At 35.6% G+C, this 18,940-nt stretch carries 15 protein-coding genes and 1 pseudogene; 8 read left to right on the top strand and 8 right to left on the bottom strand.

The genetic code is table 11. The annotated features are described in order from the left end of the window. Positions 1 to 599: 599 nt before the first annotated feature. The 3 genes from ACGH6Q_RS06955 to ACGH6Q_RS06945 all read right to left on the bottom strand — a co-directional run bounded on the left by ACGH6Q_RS06955 (position 600) and on the right by ACGH6Q_RS06945 (position 2,434). Positions 600 to 968 carry a hypothetical protein gene (locus tag ACGH6Q_RS06955; RefSeq protein WP_085165057.1) on the bottom strand — a complete coding sequence of 123 codons (369 nt, stop codon included), beginning with the start codon at positions 966 to 968 and terminating at the stop codon, positions 600 to 602. Positions 969 to 1,402: 434 nt separating this feature from the next. Continuing rightward, positions 1,403 to 1,933 carry a hypothetical protein gene (locus ACGH6Q_RS06950; RefSeq protein ID WP_411592457.1) on the bottom strand — a complete coding sequence of 177 codons (531 nt, stop codon included), beginning with the start codon at positions 1,931 to 1,933 and terminating at the stop codon, positions 1,403 to 1,405. A 135-nt stretch (positions 1,934 to 2,068) separates the two neighbouring features. Continuing rightward, entirely contained in the window at positions 2,069 to 2,434 is a 366-nt protein-coding gene (locus ACGH6Q_RS06945; RefSeq protein ID WP_411592456.1) for a hypothetical protein, read from the bottom strand. 143 nt (positions 2,435 to 2,577) lie between these two features. Here ACGH6Q_RS06945 and ACGH6Q_RS06940 point away from each other — a divergent pair, with 143 nt between their 5' ends. Together ACGH6Q_RS06940 and ACGH6Q_RS06935 are read left to right on the top strand one after the other, a co-directional pair. After that, positions 2,578 to 2,775 carry an integrase core domain-containing protein gene (locus ACGH6Q_RS06940; RefSeq protein ID WP_363319071.1) on the top strand — a complete coding sequence of 66 codons (198 nt, stop codon included), beginning with the start codon at positions 2,578 to 2,580 and terminating at the stop codon, positions 2,773 to 2,775. Positions 2,776 to 2,832: 57 nt separating this feature from the next. Beyond that, entirely contained in the window at positions 2,833 to 5,010 is a 2,178-nt protein-coding gene (locus ACGH6Q_RS06935; RefSeq protein ID WP_174799000.1) for a MerC domain-containing protein, read from the top strand. Between the two features lie 48 nt (positions 5,011 to 5,058). Here ACGH6Q_RS06935 and glyA (ACGH6Q_RS06930) read toward each other — a convergent pair whose 3' ends face one another. Next, complete coding sequence (gene glyA / locus ACGH6Q_RS06930; protein ID WP_411592454.1) at positions 5,059 to 6,315, bottom strand: serine hydroxymethyltransferase; 1,257 nt, start codon at positions 6,313 to 6,315, stop codon at positions 5,059 to 5,061. Positions 6,316 to 6,716: 401 nt separating this feature from the next. Between glyA (ACGH6Q_RS06930) and ACGH6Q_RS06925 the strand changes: the two genes are divergently transcribed. Further along, a complete protein-coding gene (locus ACGH6Q_RS06925; protein ID WP_411592452.1) occupies positions 6,717 to 6,899 on the top strand; it encodes a hypothetical protein in 183 nt (60 codons plus the stop codon). Between the two features lie 343 nt (positions 6,900 to 7,242). On the opposite strand, the gene ACGH6Q_RS06920 is transcribed toward ACGH6Q_RS06925, so the two are convergent. Beyond that, positions 7,243 to 8,817, bottom strand: a complete 1,575-nt coding sequence (locus ACGH6Q_RS06920; protein WP_411592451.1) for a hypothetical protein — start codon at positions 8,815 to 8,817, stop codon at positions 7,243 to 7,245. Between the two features lie 121 nt (positions 8,818 to 8,938). Continuing rightward, positions 8,939 to 9,070 (bottom strand): annotated as a pseudogene (glyA, locus tag ACGH6Q_RS06915) (serine hydroxymethyltransferase); the annotation flags it as partial. A gap of 221 nt (positions 9,071 to 9,291) precedes the next feature. Between glyA (ACGH6Q_RS06915) and ACGH6Q_RS06910 the strand changes: the two are divergent. The 5 genes from ACGH6Q_RS06910 to ACGH6Q_RS06890 all read left to right on the top strand — a co-directional run bounded on the left by ACGH6Q_RS06910 (position 9,292) and on the right by ACGH6Q_RS06890 (position 14,323). After that, complete coding sequence (locus tag ACGH6Q_RS06910) at positions 9,292 to 10,218, top strand: TIGR01212 family radical SAM protein (protein ID WP_296301040.1); 927 nt, start codon at positions 9,292 to 9,294, stop codon at positions 10,216 to 10,218. Positions 10,219 to 10,227: 9 nt separating this feature from the next. Then, on the top strand, positions 10,228 to 10,518 hold the full coding sequence (locus ACGH6Q_RS06905; protein ID WP_363319040.1) for a DUF2645 family protein: 291 nt from the start codon (positions 10,228 to 10,230) through the stop codon (positions 10,516 to 10,518). Between the two features lie 240 nt (positions 10,519 to 10,758). Further along, on the top strand, positions 10,759 to 11,883 hold the full coding sequence (locus tag ACGH6Q_RS06900) for a glycosyltransferase family 4 protein (protein WP_411592449.1): 1,125 nt from the start codon (positions 10,759 to 10,761) through the stop codon (positions 11,881 to 11,883). Next, positions 11,876 to 12,679, top strand: a complete 804-nt coding sequence (rfaP, locus tag ACGH6Q_RS06895) for a lipopolysaccharide core heptose(I) kinase RfaP (RefSeq protein ID WP_065590055.1) — start codon at positions 11,876 to 11,878, stop codon at positions 12,677 to 12,679. Before ACGH6Q_RS06900 ends, rfaP begins: the two co-directional genes overlap by 8 nt. A 15-nt stretch (positions 12,680 to 12,694) precedes the next feature. Next, positions 12,695 to 14,323 carry a DUF2813 domain-containing protein gene (locus tag ACGH6Q_RS06890; RefSeq protein WP_296303028.1) on the top strand — a complete coding sequence of 543 codons (1,629 nt, stop codon included), beginning with the start codon at positions 12,695 to 12,697 and terminating at the stop codon, positions 14,321 to 14,323. Positions 14,324 to 14,415: 92 nt separating this feature from the next. Here ACGH6Q_RS06890 and ettA read toward each other — a convergent pair whose 3' ends face one another. Together ettA and ACGH6Q_RS06880 are read right to left on the bottom strand one after the other, a co-directional pair. Then, positions 14,416 to 16,083, bottom strand: a complete 1,668-nt coding sequence (ettA, locus tag ACGH6Q_RS06885; protein WP_034915195.1) for an energy-dependent translational throttle protein EttA — start codon at positions 16,081 to 16,083, stop codon at positions 14,416 to 14,418. A gap of 917 nt (positions 16,084 to 17,000) precedes the next feature. Continuing rightward, positions 17,001 to 18,620 carry a hypothetical protein gene (locus ACGH6Q_RS06880; RefSeq protein WP_141672723.1) on the bottom strand — a complete coding sequence of 540 codons (1,620 nt, stop codon included), beginning with the start codon at positions 18,618 to 18,620 and terminating at the stop codon, positions 17,001 to 17,003. Between the last annotated feature and the right edge of the window lie 320 nt (positions 18,621 to 18,940).

Raw genomic sequence — 18,940 nt, 5'->3', positions numbered from 1 at the left:
TTGCGTTTAATCTTATTCATATTTGTTCCTTTTTTAGTTGTGATAAGTTTACCTTACCCCTTAAAAAAGTTGTATGAATTAGTGTAGCCGATCCAATTTTTAATACTACTCATATAATTACCCTACCTAAAATCGAATACTTTCAATTTCCAATATCCTTTTCTAAATTTATGATACTGCCTATCTAGTCATTTATTTTTGGTTAAATAGATGAATTCACTGTTTTTGAAGTACCTAGATAAATATCTGAAGAATTTTATATAACTTACAACTAAAGCCAACCTACTAATATCATACTGATACAAATTAATCCCACTCAACAACCAATCAAATCTAGCTAAATAAAATTACCTATGCTCAGCTCATAATACTTAAAAGTATTGTAATGCAGGCTGGTTTATCCGTCTAAATATTGTCCATGATACCTGAAATTTTGCTCTATTAATTGGTGTTCAATTTTCTGAATCCATTTTCCCCATAATTGATAACTGCATTACCCTTGTCTACGCCGTCTAGCTGCTACGATTTAATACATTAAATAAAATGGGCTAAGCAATTTATTAGAGATAATTAATTCTTTTATTAAGTTATAATAATAATTATATTGGAAATTTTTTATTTTTATAGGTTGACCACAAGTGCGTGATAGCCCAATTTTTATATTTCTTAGCAATAAAACTCTTAGCTATTATCTCAATATCATCAGAAATTCGGGAAGATATTTCAAAATTATTAATTATTTTAAAAGATTGTTTAAAAGCCTTTTCTCGTAACATATTAATAAATTTCACTTCATTCGCATTAAAGTCACACATTTTCAAAGAATTAAAAACATTCATCCACTGATAATCAAATTCGGATTCATCTCTTAAATCCAATGCATTATCAACGTCTAATAATTTTAAAAAATTGAAATTTGTTGAAGTAGATAAATAGTCATCAATTTCGATAAGATTTTTGTCATTCATTTCATTAATCCTAGTTCTTTAAACCAACTTTTCATGAAATTAGCAACTTTAGAGTATGTTACAAAAATACTCAAATTATAAATTTGGAATTAACTTTAATATCATCTAGGCCTGAATATGCTCTATGATATGCATCAAACAATTTTTACTGAAACTATAAAATCGTTTTGTAATGGTTAAATAACATTTCTTTCCGCATTATAAGCGACAGTAGCAAACTCGGGTACTTTTTGCTTAAAGAATAAAGCTGATCTAGCCTTAAAATTTCCCCTTACAGTCAACAATCTGATGTTTTTCCGATACGTAGGGCTAGGGCGTTATAAAGGTGGTACAAGGATAGCACTGGTGGTCTGTTTGCTTTTTTATAAGATTTAGAAAATCAAGATGTTATTTTTCTTTATAACATCAATTAAGACATTCTACTCAGATTATTTTTAATAAAGCCTGCAATCTGAGCGTGGTTCAATTTCTCTTCTACCAATTTTACTTACTTTTTCTAAGATCAAATCATAGCAATAAAAAATATCCTCATTTTTTTTTAAAATTACTCCCTCCAGACAGACTTTATATATTCCTTTAGGAATATCGGTATTATTCCAACCAGTATATTCTTCCCACTCCCAAAAAACTGACATATCAGCGATATATAAATTTCCAGTAACATTAAGATAAAAATATTTATCACTGAATATAATGGATCTATTCTCATTACAAGGAGTTTCATTTAAAAACAAACGAACAACGTAGCCACCATCATCAATACCCATGATAGGTAAGGCAATTCCTTCATCAAGCACAGAATCACCTTTGCCTGTTGTAGTAAATTCTTTGAGAATATTTTCTCCATTATTTATTTTCCCACCAAAGGGGGTCAGTATCCCTGGATAGTCGAAAATAATTATCCCATTAAAATCTACATCAACGTATATTGTCTTAACCACTTTTACCTCTTGGTAATTTTCCACAGTTGTTCATTATTAAACCATTTTAATAATTTTGTATGAGCTTCTTTCAGCGAATTCATTAAGTACCTAAATATATTTTAAAAGCAATTGGTATATAAATAATATAATGTAAAATAAATTCTTTACTTTTAGCTATTAATCATAGACACCAATCTCTTCTGCTTTTGCAATTAACTCATCTTGCAATGAACCTTGTATTTCATCTCCATCATACTCAAGAACGAAATCACCACTAATATTCGGGGGAAAACATGAACCGTCTATGGTTCCAAAAATCGTTGACATTGTATCTACTATTACTATACGCAGAAAATTAAAAATCTTTTCTTGGTCTTTATCTGATAGCTTTGTGATAATACTTCTTGCTCTTGCAAAAGGATCATCATCGTTCGTAGGTTGAATTGAATCACTTAAATGAATTTTATAATATTCAAGTGTATCATCCAAAAGTATAGATAAAAGTGAGGTAACTACTAATTCATCTTTTCCTATTTTATTCATTTAACAACCTCCTTTTCCATTAGGCTTTATTTTTCACTCGGTTCAATAGCACTATATCATAAAGAAAACGTAGCATTCACCGATTTATTAAAATGTATAATAATCACATAAACCAAAAAGCCACTAAACCTAACTACCAATAAATAAATGGAAAAGCAGAAAGAGTGGTACGAACTTTAATGGAGATATGGCATAATCAGCAAATATCCGAAGATTCAAAAAATAGAAAACAAAAGTTTAAGCGATTTATTAGCTATTATAATACAATTAAATCTCATCAAGCGATATCCAGTAAAAAGCCTTATGAGTTTTTAGAGGGTTATTTTAGTCATGAAATGTAGACAACCCACTGTTTTCTTTTAACAAAGATATTATCAAATTTTTGTGTGGAGATTATTATGAGCCATATGTGGACATTTCAACGTGTTGGTGGGCTTGATCAAGTCGTATTTAAAAGTGCCAGTGATATTATTAATTTACCTGATTTAGATCCTAAATTATGGGTCGCTCTAAGTTGCCCAACAACAGGGTTGGATTTTGATGAACGAACCTTATCTCTACTCGATTCAGATAATGACGGACGTATTCGCATACCTGATATTTTAGACGCCATTAGCTGGACTTGCGATAAAATCAACTCATTTGATAGTATCTTAAGTACAAGTGAAACACTACCATTATCACAAATTAACTCATCGACCCCGCAAGGAAAAAAATTATCGGTCACCGCACAAAGCATTTTAGCTAGCTTAAATAAAAAAAATGTGGATTATTTAACACAAGATGATATACAACAATCAATAAAAATCAATGCTGACAAACTTTATAATGGTGATTTGATCTTTCCTCCATCAAGCGAATTGTCACCAAACATGCAAATGTTTATTGCAACAGCAATCAAAACTACTGGTGCACAAAAAGATATGAGTGGGCAAGATGGCATTGATTTAAACATAGCAACCACCTTTGTTGAAAATCTACAAACTTGGTTACAATGGCAAACAAAAATAAGTAATACGCAAACCCCATTTGGTGAAAATACCGCAGAAATTTGGAAACTAATTCAGCTATTAAAACCCAAAATTGATGATTATTTTTTACGTGCTGAGTTAGCACAATACGCCCCTCAAGCGCAAAATGCACTTAATGTAGACGAAAGATATATTGTACCAACACAAAACGGATTACTATCTGAAGTAGAATTAGCCGAATTACCGCTATCCAAAATCGACACAACTGATACTCTAGATCTAGTCAATGGGCTAAATCCACTTTGGAAAGCTAAAATCAGCCGATTTAAGGCATTAATAGAATCATCATTATCCAACCCAGACCAACTAACACAACAAGAATGGCAAAATATACAACAAAGCTTGCAAGCATATACCTCACTTATTAGCACTAAGCCCGAAATAGCACACTTAACTGTTGAAATTGAGCCTTCGGCCAGTATAGATGATATTCCTATTAGCATCATTACCAACCTAGCTAACAATGATTTACTGACCGAATTTGAGAAGATGGTTGAACAAGATAATCAAACACCGATATCCGCATCAGATATTCTCGTGTTAGAAAAATTAGTCCTATTTCATAAACATCTTTACCGTTTGCTAGTTAACTTTACCTCTTTTGCAGACTTCTTTCAGCCTGAAACACGAGCAGCATTTCAACTTGGTGAACTCTACATTGATGGTCGCTGTGCAACACTTTGCGTTGCGGTCGATAATATTGCCAAACACGCAACCATGGCAAATTATTCTGAACTCTGTTTACTTTATTGTGAATGCACTAGACATGGAGAAAAACAGCTAATTGCAGCAGCAATGACAGCAGGGCAAGGTGATTTATTAATTGAAGGTCGCAATGGTGTGTTTATTGACAATAAAGGTAACGATTGGGATGCCAATGTTGTGAAAATAATCACTAAGCCAATCAGCATCCAACAAGCTATTTGGGCACCTTATCAACGTATGGGGCGTGTGATTACCGAACAAATTAACAAATGGGCAAGCAGCAAAGATGTCGATGTCGAAAAATCAAGTGAACAAGCACTACAAAATCCAGCTAATAAGTTTGATATTGGTAAAAGTGTAGGGATTTTTGCTGCAATTGGTTTAGCCATTGGCGCAATCGGCACAGCATTAGCCACAATATTCCAAGCCATTTTTGCGCTAGCTTGGTGGCAAGTACCTTTAGTTTTTATTGGATTATTTCTAATTATTTCAGGACCTTCTGTTATTTTAGCATGGTTAAAATTACGTCGAAGAACACTTGGACCATTACTAGAAGCATCTGGTTGGGCAATTAATGGGCAAGTCAAAATCAACTTAATGCTAGGAAGCTTGCTTACTAGCAAAGCCCAGCTCCCTACCAATGCAAAACGTAATTTGCGCGATCCAATGAAACAACGTCACAACAAATTAGTTATTATTTTTTGGTTAGCAATTTTACTTGGTGTTGGAGTTACAGGAGGCTGGTTATGGCATGAAGGTTACCTTGACCGCTATATCGAACAGCACAAACAAGCACAAACCCAAAACAAAACTGACACAAATGCCAATATTGGTAAATAAAAGCAAAAAACCATTTCGCCGACAACCGTCGGCGAAATGAAACAACCATTAATGCTGATAAACTGGCAAACGACGGCAAATTTCAAGCACCTTTTCTTTCACGGCTTGGATGTTTTGCTCGTCATCGATATTATCTAAAACATCACAAATCCAATTAGCTAAATCTTGCGATTCGGCTTCTTTAAAGCCTCGGCGAGTAATAGCCGGCGTACCGATACGCACACCAGATGTTACAAATGGGCTTTGTGGATCTTTTGGTACACTATTTTTATTAACGGTAATATTAGCACTACCTAAAGCCGCATCAGCTTCTTTACCTGTGATATTTTTATCGACTAAATCAATTAAAAACAGATGATTTTGTGTTTCGCCAGAAACTACCTTATAGCCACGTTGCAAAATCACCTCGACCATAGCTTTAGCGTTTTTCACCACTTGTTGTTGATAGATTTTATACTCAGGCTCCATCGCCTCTTTTAACGCAACTGCTTTAGCGGCAATTACATGCATTAAAGGACCACCTTGTGCTCCAGGAAAGACAGCCGAATTTAACTTTTTATATAATTCTTCACTACCACCTTTAGCCAAAATCAAACCGCCACGAGGACCACCTAAAGTTTTATGAGTTGTAGTAGTAACAACGTGTGCATAAGGAACAGGATTTGGATAAACACCTGCCGCAACTAGCCCTGCCACATGCGCCATATCCACAAACAAATAAGCGCCCACACTATCTGCAATTTCACGCATACGTTGCCAATCCACCACCCCAGAATAAGCCGAAAAACCACCAATAATCATTTTAGGTTTAGATTCTTGGGCTGTTTTAGCTAACTTGTCATAATCAATACGCCCTGAATCATCAACACCATAATCCACAACATGATAAAGTTTACCCGAAAAGCTAACGGGCGAACCGTGCGTCAAATGCCCACCTTCAGACAAATTCATACCTAAAACAGTATCGCCTGTATTTAAAAGCGCCATATAAACGGCAAAATTAGCTTGTGAACCTGAATGCGGTTGCACATTAGCATAATCAGCACCAAATAAAGCCTTAGCACGATCAATTGCTAATTTTTCAACAACATCAACATACTCACAACCACCATAATAACGTTTTCCGGGATAACCTTCGGCATATTTATTGGTTAATTGCGAACCTTGCGCTTGCATTACTCGTGGGCTGGTGTAGTTTTCTGATGCGATCAGTTCAAGGTGATCTTCTTGGCGCTGTTCTTCACCTTTAATAGCATTCCACAATTCCGCATCATAATCGGCAATAGTCATATCTTTACTAAACATGTTGGATCCTTATCATCAATTATTTAGTTTGTCAGATTTTGCTTTATCGTTTGCAAAAATGGGTATTACACTTATATGGTTACTTAACAACCAAACGATTTCAATCTTTTTTTATGAGTTATAAGTAATATTAATACATTGCAATAAAAATAGTACTGCAACTTTTAAAAGAAATAACTCACATAAATAACATTGCTTAATAGCATCATTTGAACAATTCAAATCTAGTCATAAGAATACTGATTTTATTTAGCATATTTAAAAAAACAATAAAATCAATAATTTTATATAACCAACTTTTGTAGGGTAACTGTATTGTTTTTTATAAAAAATAACTTATAAAAACCACTCAAGGTTATGTTGTCTGTTTTGTTTCGGCGTCTGAATGTGCCGACAACAGAGTGAGATTAGCACGCCAAACAGGGATGTTTGGCGAGTTTGTACTACGTCTGACAAATTTGTCTGGAACAAATTTGACCATCTTAGCAAAGCGAAGATGGTCTCGAAAAGGCGAGTGTCAGGATGATACAAGTAATCCCACAAACAGTGCGTTAAGACCGATCGACGGCGGAGGGGCGCCGTAGACACATTATGCGCTAAAGCGTGGGATTGCAAAAGGAGTTCGCTCTAATTCCCCTTGCTAGGACGTATTCAAGATAGCTATTTTATTCCCCAAAGGTCAATACGTCCGAAACCTTGCCGAACTAAAATAGACCACAGCTTTAAACCGCCACAGCGTAATACTGGACTACCTGCCACGCTTTCTGCGTCGGCGGAGGGGGGCGGCGCTATTGTGGCTGTGCCACAACTGCGCAACCCTAAGGGAAACGCCCCAACTGCCGCGGGGCTTTATTCTTTGTTATATTGTCCTCTCAGGCACCGTAACCCTCTTCCGCGCCCTAAGGATTAAGAACTAAACGCTAAAAGCTAAGGTGCGGAACAAAGACCAGGATGGTCCTCACCGTTACTGTAGCCGGCGACGTTGCCGTCGCCCGAGTTGACAAGTAAGCTATTGCTACCTGCTGCGTCGCTTGTCCACCAGTTGTAGTAAATGAAGCCCGCATCAGCGTAGTAGTTCATGAGGCCCCACTCCGTGAAAAAACCTGCTCCTATATAACGCATGTAATAATTAACTGATGAGCTAGGTGTTGCGCCTAAATTATTATAGTTTGAATTGGTTAAATCCCTTACCCGTGGCATTCGATAACCCAAACTATTACACCATGCTAACTGGTCACTATAAGTTTTCAATTGACCACCCCGATTGACGAACCACTGCCTCAATTCAAATCCATACCGAACCTCATTACCACTTCTATCCCTACCGATTAATTCAAATGTCTGTGGCAAAGATGGCACGGTAATTTGACTAGGATTAGAATTGCTCCACTGGCTTCTTGCCTCTGGACCATTCAACGTTACCCGCGTTACATTCTTGGATTTATCTCTAATCCAAGAATCATATTGTACAATACTTCCCCATGATGGGTCCATAAATGAACCTGAACGCGGCCTTACCCAACTCACCGTTGCCGTTATATCACCACGTGTGGTAACCGTCCAACTCAACTGACTTGCATCTACCCCAGCAATAAGCAAATCAAAATACAATCCATCTGACCCCGTAGTTGGAAAATTCAAACCGTAAGATGACGGGTTTGTTGACTGGACTAAAAAGCCCTTAACTGGATCCCATATGTTAGCAGGACCAGCGAAGCGTGGGTCGTCCCAACCCAAGCCAGTTGTTCCACCCAACAACAAATTCGGCCTGACCGCACAAATAACGGGCAGTGACGGTAAAGTGATATAATACTCCGCTGTTCCTCCACTAAAAGTACTACTTCTTGGCTCACCATACTGCGTAGCTAAATTCCCTCCAGTACTACTTAAAGTTACCTTATAAGGTGCATTACATATATCTAATGCATCACTACGATTAATGGTATTGCCATCTTTATCCGTTATTGCTAACGATATACTTCCTAATGCAGTAACTCCACTTGCTCCCTGTCCATCTCCATCATCGTCTCTCCATTTACCTTGGGTCACTAAATCATTTATATTTATTGAGTCGCTTGATGGCGGGACTATCATTTCAATATCAGCCAAAGTATCCCCTATATTCGGTAACTTGATTGGCGCTGTCGGTGATGAAGAATTATTTTGCGATGTAAATGTTCGACCATCTGATAACTTAATACCTAATAAGTCCTCTGTTTTAGTCACTTTAGTAACACCACCATCAAAGGTTAAATAAGGCGCAGTACCGTGAATGCGCTCAGAAGTCGTGGCCGATAATGCCTGCGATTCTAAAGAGTACGGCAATAACAACAACGGCACTAATGCCAATGGGATTTTTGAAAATAATTTTGTGGATAATTTCGATGATATAAATGAGTTTCGTGCAAAAACTCGTCGAATAGGATTATTTGATAAATTTAAGACATAAGTTTGCCAGTGCCTTGTGCCTAAAATGGTACTGCATTTTGTTCCACCTGTCAAGTAATATTTTGTTTTATTTAGATTTTTTATAACTGCTCGCTTATTTAATAAGCTTATCTTTCTAAAGCGATTAAAGTATAGCCATTTAAGAAATAGTTGGCTAGTTTTTTGGCGGACTTTTTTGTAAAGAAATGTAAATAAATTTAAAGAAACATTTAGCACGATCAATTGTCAATTTTTCAACAACATCAACATATTCACAACCTCTGTAATAACGTTTACCAGAATAACCTTCAGCATATTTATTGGTGAGTTACATGTTAACTCCTAGTTATTAATTACAACAAGCCTTAAACTTACCGCACATCACAGTGTAAAAAACAACACTAGTTACCCTTACTTAATCAGCGATCAATTTCAATCTTTTTTTGAGTTATAAAAAATATTTATATATTGTTGAAAAGTAGTATTATGGATAAGATATGGCCTACAAGACATATTGCTAAAATAATTAAAAATTTTATTTGGTTTATAATGCAACTTCATTTAGTCGTTAATACATTCGGTTCCGATTTACAACGTCGTTATGGCGAAAAGATCTATAAACTTACTTTACATGGTGGCTTTAGTTGTCCCAATCGAGATGGTACTATTGGGCAAGGTGGCTGTACTTTTTGTAATGTTGCCTCAATCATTGATGAATCTATTCAGGTTAAATCAATTTCTGAACAATTAACCTCGCAAGCCCAACAGATGAAAAAGTCTAAACGATACCTTGCTTATTTTCAAGCTTATACCAGCACCTACGCCGAGGTTGAAATTCTAAAAAGTATGTATGAAGAAGCCCTGAATAGTGCGGATATTGTTGGGCTTTGTGTTGGCACTCGCCCTGATTGTGTTCCTGATGAAGCACTTGATTTGCTTGCGAATTATCAATCCAATGGCTATGAAGTTTGGTTAGAACTTGGTTTACAAACTGCTCATAACAAAACCTTACACGATATTAATCGAGGGCATACTTTTGATGATTATTATCAAACCGTACAAAAGGCACGCAAGCTTGGCATTAAGGTCTGTACTCACTTAATTATTGGTTTACCGAAAGAAACCAAACAAGATAACTTTATAACCCTTGAGCGTGTGCTAGACTGTGGTGTGGACGGTTTAAAATTACACCCTTTACATATTGTTGAAGGTAGTATTATGGCAAAAGCGTGGCGGGCTGGGCGGCTTCCAGTATTATCATTAGATGAATATGTCGATATTGCTGGCGATATCATTCGCCAAACGCCAGCCAATATTTTGTATCATCGCATATCAGCTAATGCCAGAAAACCAACTTTACTTGCTCCTGATTGGTGTGAAAACCATTGGCAATCGATGAATGCCGTTGATCACAATTTACGCCAGTTTGGTGCTCAAGGTAGTGCTATTGGTGATAGTTACTTTTTTAAATCATAAGTGGATTTAATGATTATGAAAAAGGACATCCTTTCATTTATCCACTTCGCCTTTTTATTAATAATTATTAATTTATTTTCAACCAATAAATATGAATGGATGATTTTTACAGGTGATCCAGACAACCTTTGCACGTTACCATTAAGTGGAAGAAATAGTGAAGACGTTTTTCTTATCCTTACCATTCCCTTAATTTTGAGTTTATTTTTTATAAAAAATAGAAAAATAAGATATATCTATTTGTCCCTTGCTATTCTCTATTGTTTTTGGTCATTCTTTTTACGTTTTCAATGGTGCTAACAATTTCATCTAAAATTATTATAGTTTGAGAGATTATCAATAGCGTAACGCACCCACACTAATAATAAAACAAAATTATAATGGTATAGACTCTTGAATTATTTTTACAAATGACAGTATTCTTATTCAACTGTCACTATGACCAAAATTTTACAGCAAATTTGGTTATATAAAAATCAAACTTTGCACCCAAATAAATACTAAGTATATAATACGCCTTTCAAACTTGAGACAATCTGCATGCAACTGGCTTTTTGTATTTATAAATATTTTCCTTTTGGTGGTTTGCAACGTGATTTTTTGCAAATAGCTAAAGCTTGTCAAAATCGAGGACATAATGTTCGTGTTTATGTCATGGATTGGCAAGGCGATGTACCTTGTGGGTTTGACATTATTTGGGTACCTAAAAAGGGCTTATCCAACCATAGTCGTAATCAATCTTATTACTATTGGGTGAAGGCTCATTTACAAGCAAATCCTGTTGATTGTGTAGTTGGCTTTAATAAAATGCCTGATTTGGATGTTTATTTTGCAGGTGACACTTGTTATGCCGAAAAGGTTTCACACAAGGGCTTTTTGTATAAATTGTCAAAACGCTGTAAGCACTATTTGGCTTTTGAAGATGCGGTATTTAATCAACAAAGTCAAACCAAAGTTATGGTACTAACAAAACAGCAAATTAGTGATTTTGAGCACTATTATCATACTGATCCGTCTCGATTTTACCTTTTGCCACCCGGTATTGCGCAAGATCGTCAATACAATTATGAGTCGCTAGCTAAAGGTAAGCAATTTAGGCAAGCCAATCAAATTGATGAACATAATTTTGTGATTGTGCAAATTGGATCAGATTTTAAGCGTAAGGGATTAGATCGTTCTTTAACCGCCATTGCCGCACTACCTTGCGATTTAAAACAAAAAGTGACTTTTTTAGTAGTGGGGCAGGATAATCCCGAAGCTTATCAAAAACTGGCTAAGCAACTCGGCATTGAGTATCAAGTACGTTTTTTTGCAGGCCGTAATGATATCCCTGACTTTTTATTTGCGGCAGATTTGCTATTGCACCCTGCAAGACAAGAAGCTGCTGGTATGGTGCTTATTGAAGGGTTAGCCGCTGGAGTGCCAGTGATTGTGTCAAGCACTTCGGGCTATGCTTATCATATTGATGATGCTAATGCTGGGGTGATCCTTGCCGAACCTTTTGTACAAGCAGATCTCAATCAAGCGTTGCAAAATGCCATAACAAACCACGATCGGTTATTAACATGGCACAACAATGCAATACATTATGGTAAAACGGCTGATTTATATCATTTAGCCCAGCGTGCCGCAGATATTATTTTAGGTTGTGATCATTATGAATGAGTTGAAGTTAAAATGCCCTTTTGATGCTTTGTGGAAAAATAAAGATCCGTTTGCGGAAGTTGAGTTAATATCAGGCAAAGTCTATCGAGCGGTTAAGCAACGTAAGACGTTGAATTTTGAGCTTGGTGATGAATCGTATTTTATTAAAATTCATCGTGGTACAACCATTAAAGAGATTGTGAAGAATCTTATTTCGTTACGTTTACCTGTTTTAGATGCTAAGCAAGAGTGGGATGCGATTGAGCGTTTGGAGCAAGTTGGCGTTAATACGATGGATGGGCGAGCATTTGGTCGTAAGGGGCTGAATCCGCTGACTCGTCATTCGTTTATTGTGACAAGAGATCTTAACCCGACTGTGAGTTTAGAAGATTTTACCAAGCCATGGTTAACTAACCCACCTAGCTATCATATAAAGCGTTGTTTAGTGATTTATTTGGCAAAAATGGTTGCCCAAATGCATGCGGCTGGGGTTAATCATCGTGATTGTTATTTGTGTCACTTTTTGCTTGATATTCCGCTTTTTGAAAATCATCAGCAAATAAAATTGTCGGTGATTGATTTACACCGTGCTCAGATCCGTAAAACCGTTCCTGTTCGTTGGCGTGATAAAGATTTAATTGGGCTTTATTTTTCAGCCATGAATATTGGGCTAACTGATCGTGATATTTGGCGTTTTTTGAAAGTGTATTTTAATCAACCTTTAAAAACGATTTTGCGTAATGAAGCTAAGTTAATTGCTAGTACGCATCAAAAAGTTGAACGAATTCGTAAAAGGACAGAAAAGTATCATCTTTAACAATAAGGATACGCTATGTTTATTGAACAAATTGATATTTCCGGATTTAAAGGTATTAGTCAACTATCTTTAAAATTAAATGCAAGTTCTAGCGTACTAATGGGTGAAAATCGTTGGGGGCGGTCAAGTTTAATCAGCGCTTTGCAATTGTTATCACTAGACAACACATTTTACCAATTTGTCGATTCCGATTTTTATCATGATCAATACCAATGTTATGGCGATAATATTATTATTAAAATCACTTATTGCCAATCACACTTACATGAATTAAATAATCAAGATTATCAACCATTACGCTCAGTTTCGTATCAATCACACCAAGATAATCTGCATCGTATCACTTATCAAATTTCTGCCAATAAACAAAATAACCAAATTATAACACAACATAAATTGCTCAATGCACAAGGCAATCCCTTTAATATAGAAAACGAAAAATTATTAATTGCAACATTAATCAAACTAAATCCAGTAATGACACTTAAAAACGCAATTAATCCTGAGCAATTAACTGTTACTAACGAACCATTATCCGAACACTACATTAGCCAACTTTCAAACCAACTAAAAGCCCATTCAGCCGAATTAACCCAAGATGAATTAGCTCGAGGCCTACAAGCCGCACGCTCATTATTAGAGTATTATTTTGTCGATCAAGCACACCGCAATCATTACAAACAAAAAAATGCCAAAAGTACACCAAGATCAGAAGATTGGAATGTTTTGGAACAAATTAATGATGTATTGGATAATCTTGATAATGATTATTTACGAACGGTATTTTTAGGAATTTTCGGCTCTATTATTGATGCTAAAGGGAATTATTCACTTTCACAAAGTTCAATGCCTATTTTAATTTTAGAAGAGCCTGAAAGTTTGTTACATCCAATCATTTTATCAGTTGCATTTCGCTTACTAAAAAACTTCCCTACACAAAAAATTATCACGTCTAACTCAAGTGATCTGGTATCGTTATTTTCATTAGAAAACCTTTATCGTTTAATTCGTCTGCCAGATAAAATTATTGCCAAATACATTGAACCTCATTCATTAAGCGTTAGTGATAGTCGTCGTATTGCGTTTCATATTCTTTATCGCCGATCAAATGCCTTATTTGCACGATGTTGGTTGTTAGTCGAGGGCGAAACCGAAGTGTGGTTGTTACGTGAACTAGCAGAACAAAGTGGTTATCATCTGAGTTCAGAGGGAGTTCAGCTTATTGAGTTTGCTCAGTGTGGTTTAAAACCGCTTATAAAATATGCCAATAAAATGGGAATTCATTGGTATGTAATTACTGATGGGGATATGGCGGGTAAAAAATATGCCGATACAGTAAAATCGTTATGTGGTGAAGATAAAAACCCTAATGATTACTTAACGGTTTTACCTGCGCGAGACATTGAAAACTTTTTATTTAAACATGGTTTTAGTCATGTCTATAAACTTGCCGCTTATAATACAACACAGCATATTGATCTGCCTGTACATCAAATTATTCAAAAAGCAATTCATAAAAGTTCAAAACCTGATCTTGCGATTGCCATTTGTGATGATGCAAAATCACGTGGTATAAACGCTATACCGCGTTTGCTAATGGATACTTTTTCGAGAATTATTAGTTCATCTAAAGGGTTAGTTTAGATAATTACATTTTGAAAAATATTTAAAATCGCTATCAAGAAGATAAAACTATTCCGCCAATATAAATCGGCGGAATAAAATAAAAATTAATGCTATTTGGAGATTCGTTTATATTTAGCACGTTTAGGCTCTAATGCTTCAGCACCTAATGTGCGCTTTTTCCATTCTTCGTATTCGGTAAAGTTACCTTCAAAGAATTCAACATGACCTTCGTCTTGATAATCCAAAATATGGGTCGCAATACGATCTAAAAACCAACGGTCATGCGAAATCACTAAAGCACAACCCGGAAACTCTAATAATGCGTTTTCAAGCGCACGTAGCGTTTCAACATCTAAATCATTGGTTGGTTCATCGAGTAGTAATACATTACCACCCACTTGCAATAATTTAGCTAAATGTACACGCCCACGTTCACCACCTGAAAGTTCACCTACACGCTTTTGCTGATCAACACCTTTAAAGTTAAAACGACCAACATAAGCACGACTTGGTATTTCAAAATTGCCAATACGCATAATATCTTGACCGTTTGAAATTTCGTCCCAAACTGTTTTTTTGTCGTCCATACTGTCACGGAACTGATCAACTGATGCAAGTTGCACTGTTTCACCCAAAGTAATCGTGCCTGAATCAGGTTGTTCTTTGCCTGATAACATTCTAAATAGTGTTGATTTCCCCGCTCCATTTGGACCAATAATGCCAACAATTGCCCCTTTAGGAATACTAAAAGATAAGTTATCAATCAGCACACGATCGCCATACGATTTAGTTAGGTTGCTTACTTCAATCACTTTATCGCCTAAACGTTGTCCAGCTGGAATAAAGAGCTCGTTAGTTTCGTTACGTTTTTGGTAATCGTTACTGTTGAGTTCTTCAAAGCGAGCTAGACGGGCTTTGCTTTTTGCTTGGCGCCCTTTCGGATTTTGTCGTACCCACTCGAGTTCTTTTTCGATCGATTTACGACGTGCCGATTCGGTCGAGGCTTCTTGCGCTAGGCGCTGATCTTTTTGTTCAAGCCAAGATGAATAGTTGCCTTCCCATGGAATGCCTTCACCACGGTCAAGTTCTAAAATCCAACCTGCAACGTTGTCTAGGAAGTAGCGATCGTGAGTTACTGCAACAACCGTACCTTCGTAGTCATGTAAGAATCGTTCTAACCATGCTACCGATTCGGCATCTAAGTGGTTGGTCGGTTCATCCATTAATAACATATCAGGCTTTTCAAGTAATAATTGACAAATTGCTACTCGACGGCGTTCACCACCTGATAAATTTTCAATTTTCGCATCCCAATCAGGTAAACGTAGTGCGTCAGCGGCTCGCTCTAACTGGTTATCAAGATTATGAGCATCTTGCGATTGAATAATGGCTTCAAGCTCTGCTTGTTCTTTGGCTAATTTGTCAAAATCGGCATCAGGATCAGCATAAGCGGCATATACTTCATCTAATCGAGCCAATGCTTGTTTAGCCTCACTAACCGCTTGCTCAATGGCTTCACGCACAGTTTGTTTAGGATCTAATTTCGGTTCTTGGGGTAAATAACCAATTTTAATATCAGGTTGTGGGCGTGCTTCGCCTTCAATTTCGGTATCAACACCCGCCATAATTCGTAGTAAAGTGGATTTACCCGCTCCATTTAAACCGAGTACACCAATTTTTGCACCTGGAAAAAAACTTAAAGAAATATCTTTTAAAATATAGCGTTTAGGGGGAACAATCTTCCCTACGCGATTCATGGTATAAACATATTGCGCCATAAAACATCATCCGTTAATTTTGTTTAAAAATAGCAAACCATATCAGTTGCTATATAATTGATGGCATATATTGTAATGATTCTGAGCATCGGGTCTAGGGTTATTTTTGAGAATATAGGTAAATCAATATTCGCTATACACAAAACTTAATGTAGGACTTGTATATGTATATTCATGCTTCGCCACAATGACCATAATGGTAACGGTGAAAAAATAGGAATAATTTCTAATCTAACGCCTCGCTTTTAAGAGGGTACACATACCGACACCATCTCTGGAAATCAAAAGATAGACATAACACCCTTATAGATAACCTTTAGCATGTAATAGAGATACCCAGAAATTTTTGTACCCCTCAACTCAATAATGTCATAGTCCAGTTGATCATTAAAAACCGTTTTCCCATTTATTAGTTAGCTATCAATTTAAAAATGACTTTTAAATTTGATAGCATTTATTTAACCTATAACGACTGATAAATATCCAAGACGAATTATGATCAAAATAAAATGCGACGTTGAAGTAAAAAATAACTTTTATGTTAAGCTTTATAAGACTTGCGCTAATTAATCTGGTTGTGGAAAAAATAAAGAAATAGATTTAATATCTATAAGAAAAGGGCTTTATAAAAAGCATGATCATTTTTAAATACTCGTAATGGACAACAACATTAGTTGCCCATTACGATTTTAGTGATTATTTTATAGCACTATACTACTTATTACTCACTATCCTTTAAGGTACTACACAGACTACCCTGTGGGTTGTGAACAATGAAATATTATTAATACGTCTGAACATCCTCAAATCTTGGAGTGACACACATAAACCAATAAGATAATCATCAATTAATGACTGGCTATAAAACAAACATATTAATAATCCTATTTTAAATATCAATTTGATTTATATATTTTTTATGGTAAATTTTCACCTCGACAAAATGTTTGAGAGGACTGAACAGAACCAAGGTCATAATAATCACCCGAAATATATCCTGAATCATTAACAGCAAAAGGCTTATTGGCTCGATACATTTCAGATGTCCAAATATAGGATCCATTGTTATGATATCGCGAGACGGTTCCCCATTCTCCTAGAAATGTACCTAAATCACGGGAATGTCTATATGTCCTTGGTGTAGGAAGTGTAGCAGTACCTTCTGGTAAATCAGCATCAAGTGAATTAATTAATTCATTCCTTCTATACATATATTTTTGCCGCCAAGATTTTCCTGCGTCAGAAAAATCATTAATTTGTTCTCGTGTTGTTGCAGGTATTGCATGACCATCAATAATTTTACGACATTCATCAAACGCCACGTACTCACGATCAAAGTTAATAAAACCGCTACTTTTATAATCCTTCCTATGATCAACAAGAATTGCCCATTTTTTAGGTATCGGAAGAGTCACTTTACCAATATTTTTCCAACTGTTACCGTTATCTTCTGTGTACTCCATATTAATGGTTAATGGAGTCTTCGGTTTAAAACGATTATTATAAACAACCTGACAACCTTTCCCCAATTCTTTATTTCCGTTTCCTGATAAAGTTACCCAATTATTGATATTGCTAGCATCAAGTCTACAACGGTATTTTGACTGTTCATTCCCTGAACCTATTAAGTCAAACTTAATCCCTTTGAAACCAGTGATAGGTCGAAATGACTCGGCTATAAATCCTACACGAAATTGATTAACCTCCTTATAACCATTACCATTCCATACTGCCGAGTTATAGCCTTTAGGATATTTCGTTATATCATTACTAGCTGAATTAACATAAATACTATATGGTCGAGCGTAGCACAATTTTGGGCCACCTGAAAGCATAAATTGGTAAGTTATTTTGGGTTTGCTACCATAATGATTTTTATTGGGAATGCCATACTTAGTCGTTACGGCGATATCTTGTGCACTCAACTCTAAAGTATAAGGCCCCCCACATAGTGCCAACTCCTGATGTAAATCACTCACAACTTGAGAACCATCTTTCCAAGTTGCAGTTAACGTACCACCGACGGTAAAATTATCAGTAATTGAAGCATCACCATCATCATCCGCCACTTGCAAGTTAGAAATTGTATGTGCTTGTCCATCAGCAGTAACCAAAGCAATAACATCTGAAAACTTTGTACCAAAAGGGACTGTTAACGGTTTACCTCCATTGGAGATTGAATCATTAACTCCAATTTGTATTAGTTCGCCAGTGCTTTCTTGACTTGGCATCATAAAACCTAGCAACTCATCTAAATTTTTTAGTTTATTACCGACTTGATCATTCTGAGACGTTTTAAATTGTAGATAAGGCGCACTCCCTTCAATCACCTTTGTTGTGGTTGCGGATAAGGCAATAACATTACCCGATATCATTATACCCAACGTAGCAATTATAGTTCCATAAGCATAATGTTTGACATGTAAACTTGACGATATAATTCGTAAAATTTGGCCAAAAAACTTAGCTATTTTTAAAATAAACATTCGAGGTTGTTCAAAAGCTAACTTATTGCTTTTGTATATTTTATTATTCATAACTTCCATTTTTAATTACTTTTTCCTATAAAAAATCATTTGCATCCAAATCATAACTACTGATAAAACACAAATTTGATCATATTTATTATATTATGTTAATTTTATGTAAAAAATAACTTTTTTGTTAAGATTTGTAAACATGTGATTAAATGAGTCTGATTATTAAAAATAATATATAACCATATGAAAATTATATTAAATAATAAGAAATAGACTGATTTTATAGTTTTAAATATTAGGTACCAATTTTGTAAAAAATAATCATCAAATTATTCATCATTGCATGTTGATGGGAATCGTTAACCTTATATTTTTGA

Source organism: Gilliamella sp. BG2, from assembly GCF_046635645.1.
Classification (GTDB): Bacteria; Pseudomonadota; Gammaproteobacteria; order Enterobacterales; family Orbaceae; genus Gilliamella; species Gilliamella bombi.
Note: the sequence above shows the minus strand (reverse complement) of the source record. Positions and strands in the feature narration are given on the sequence as shown.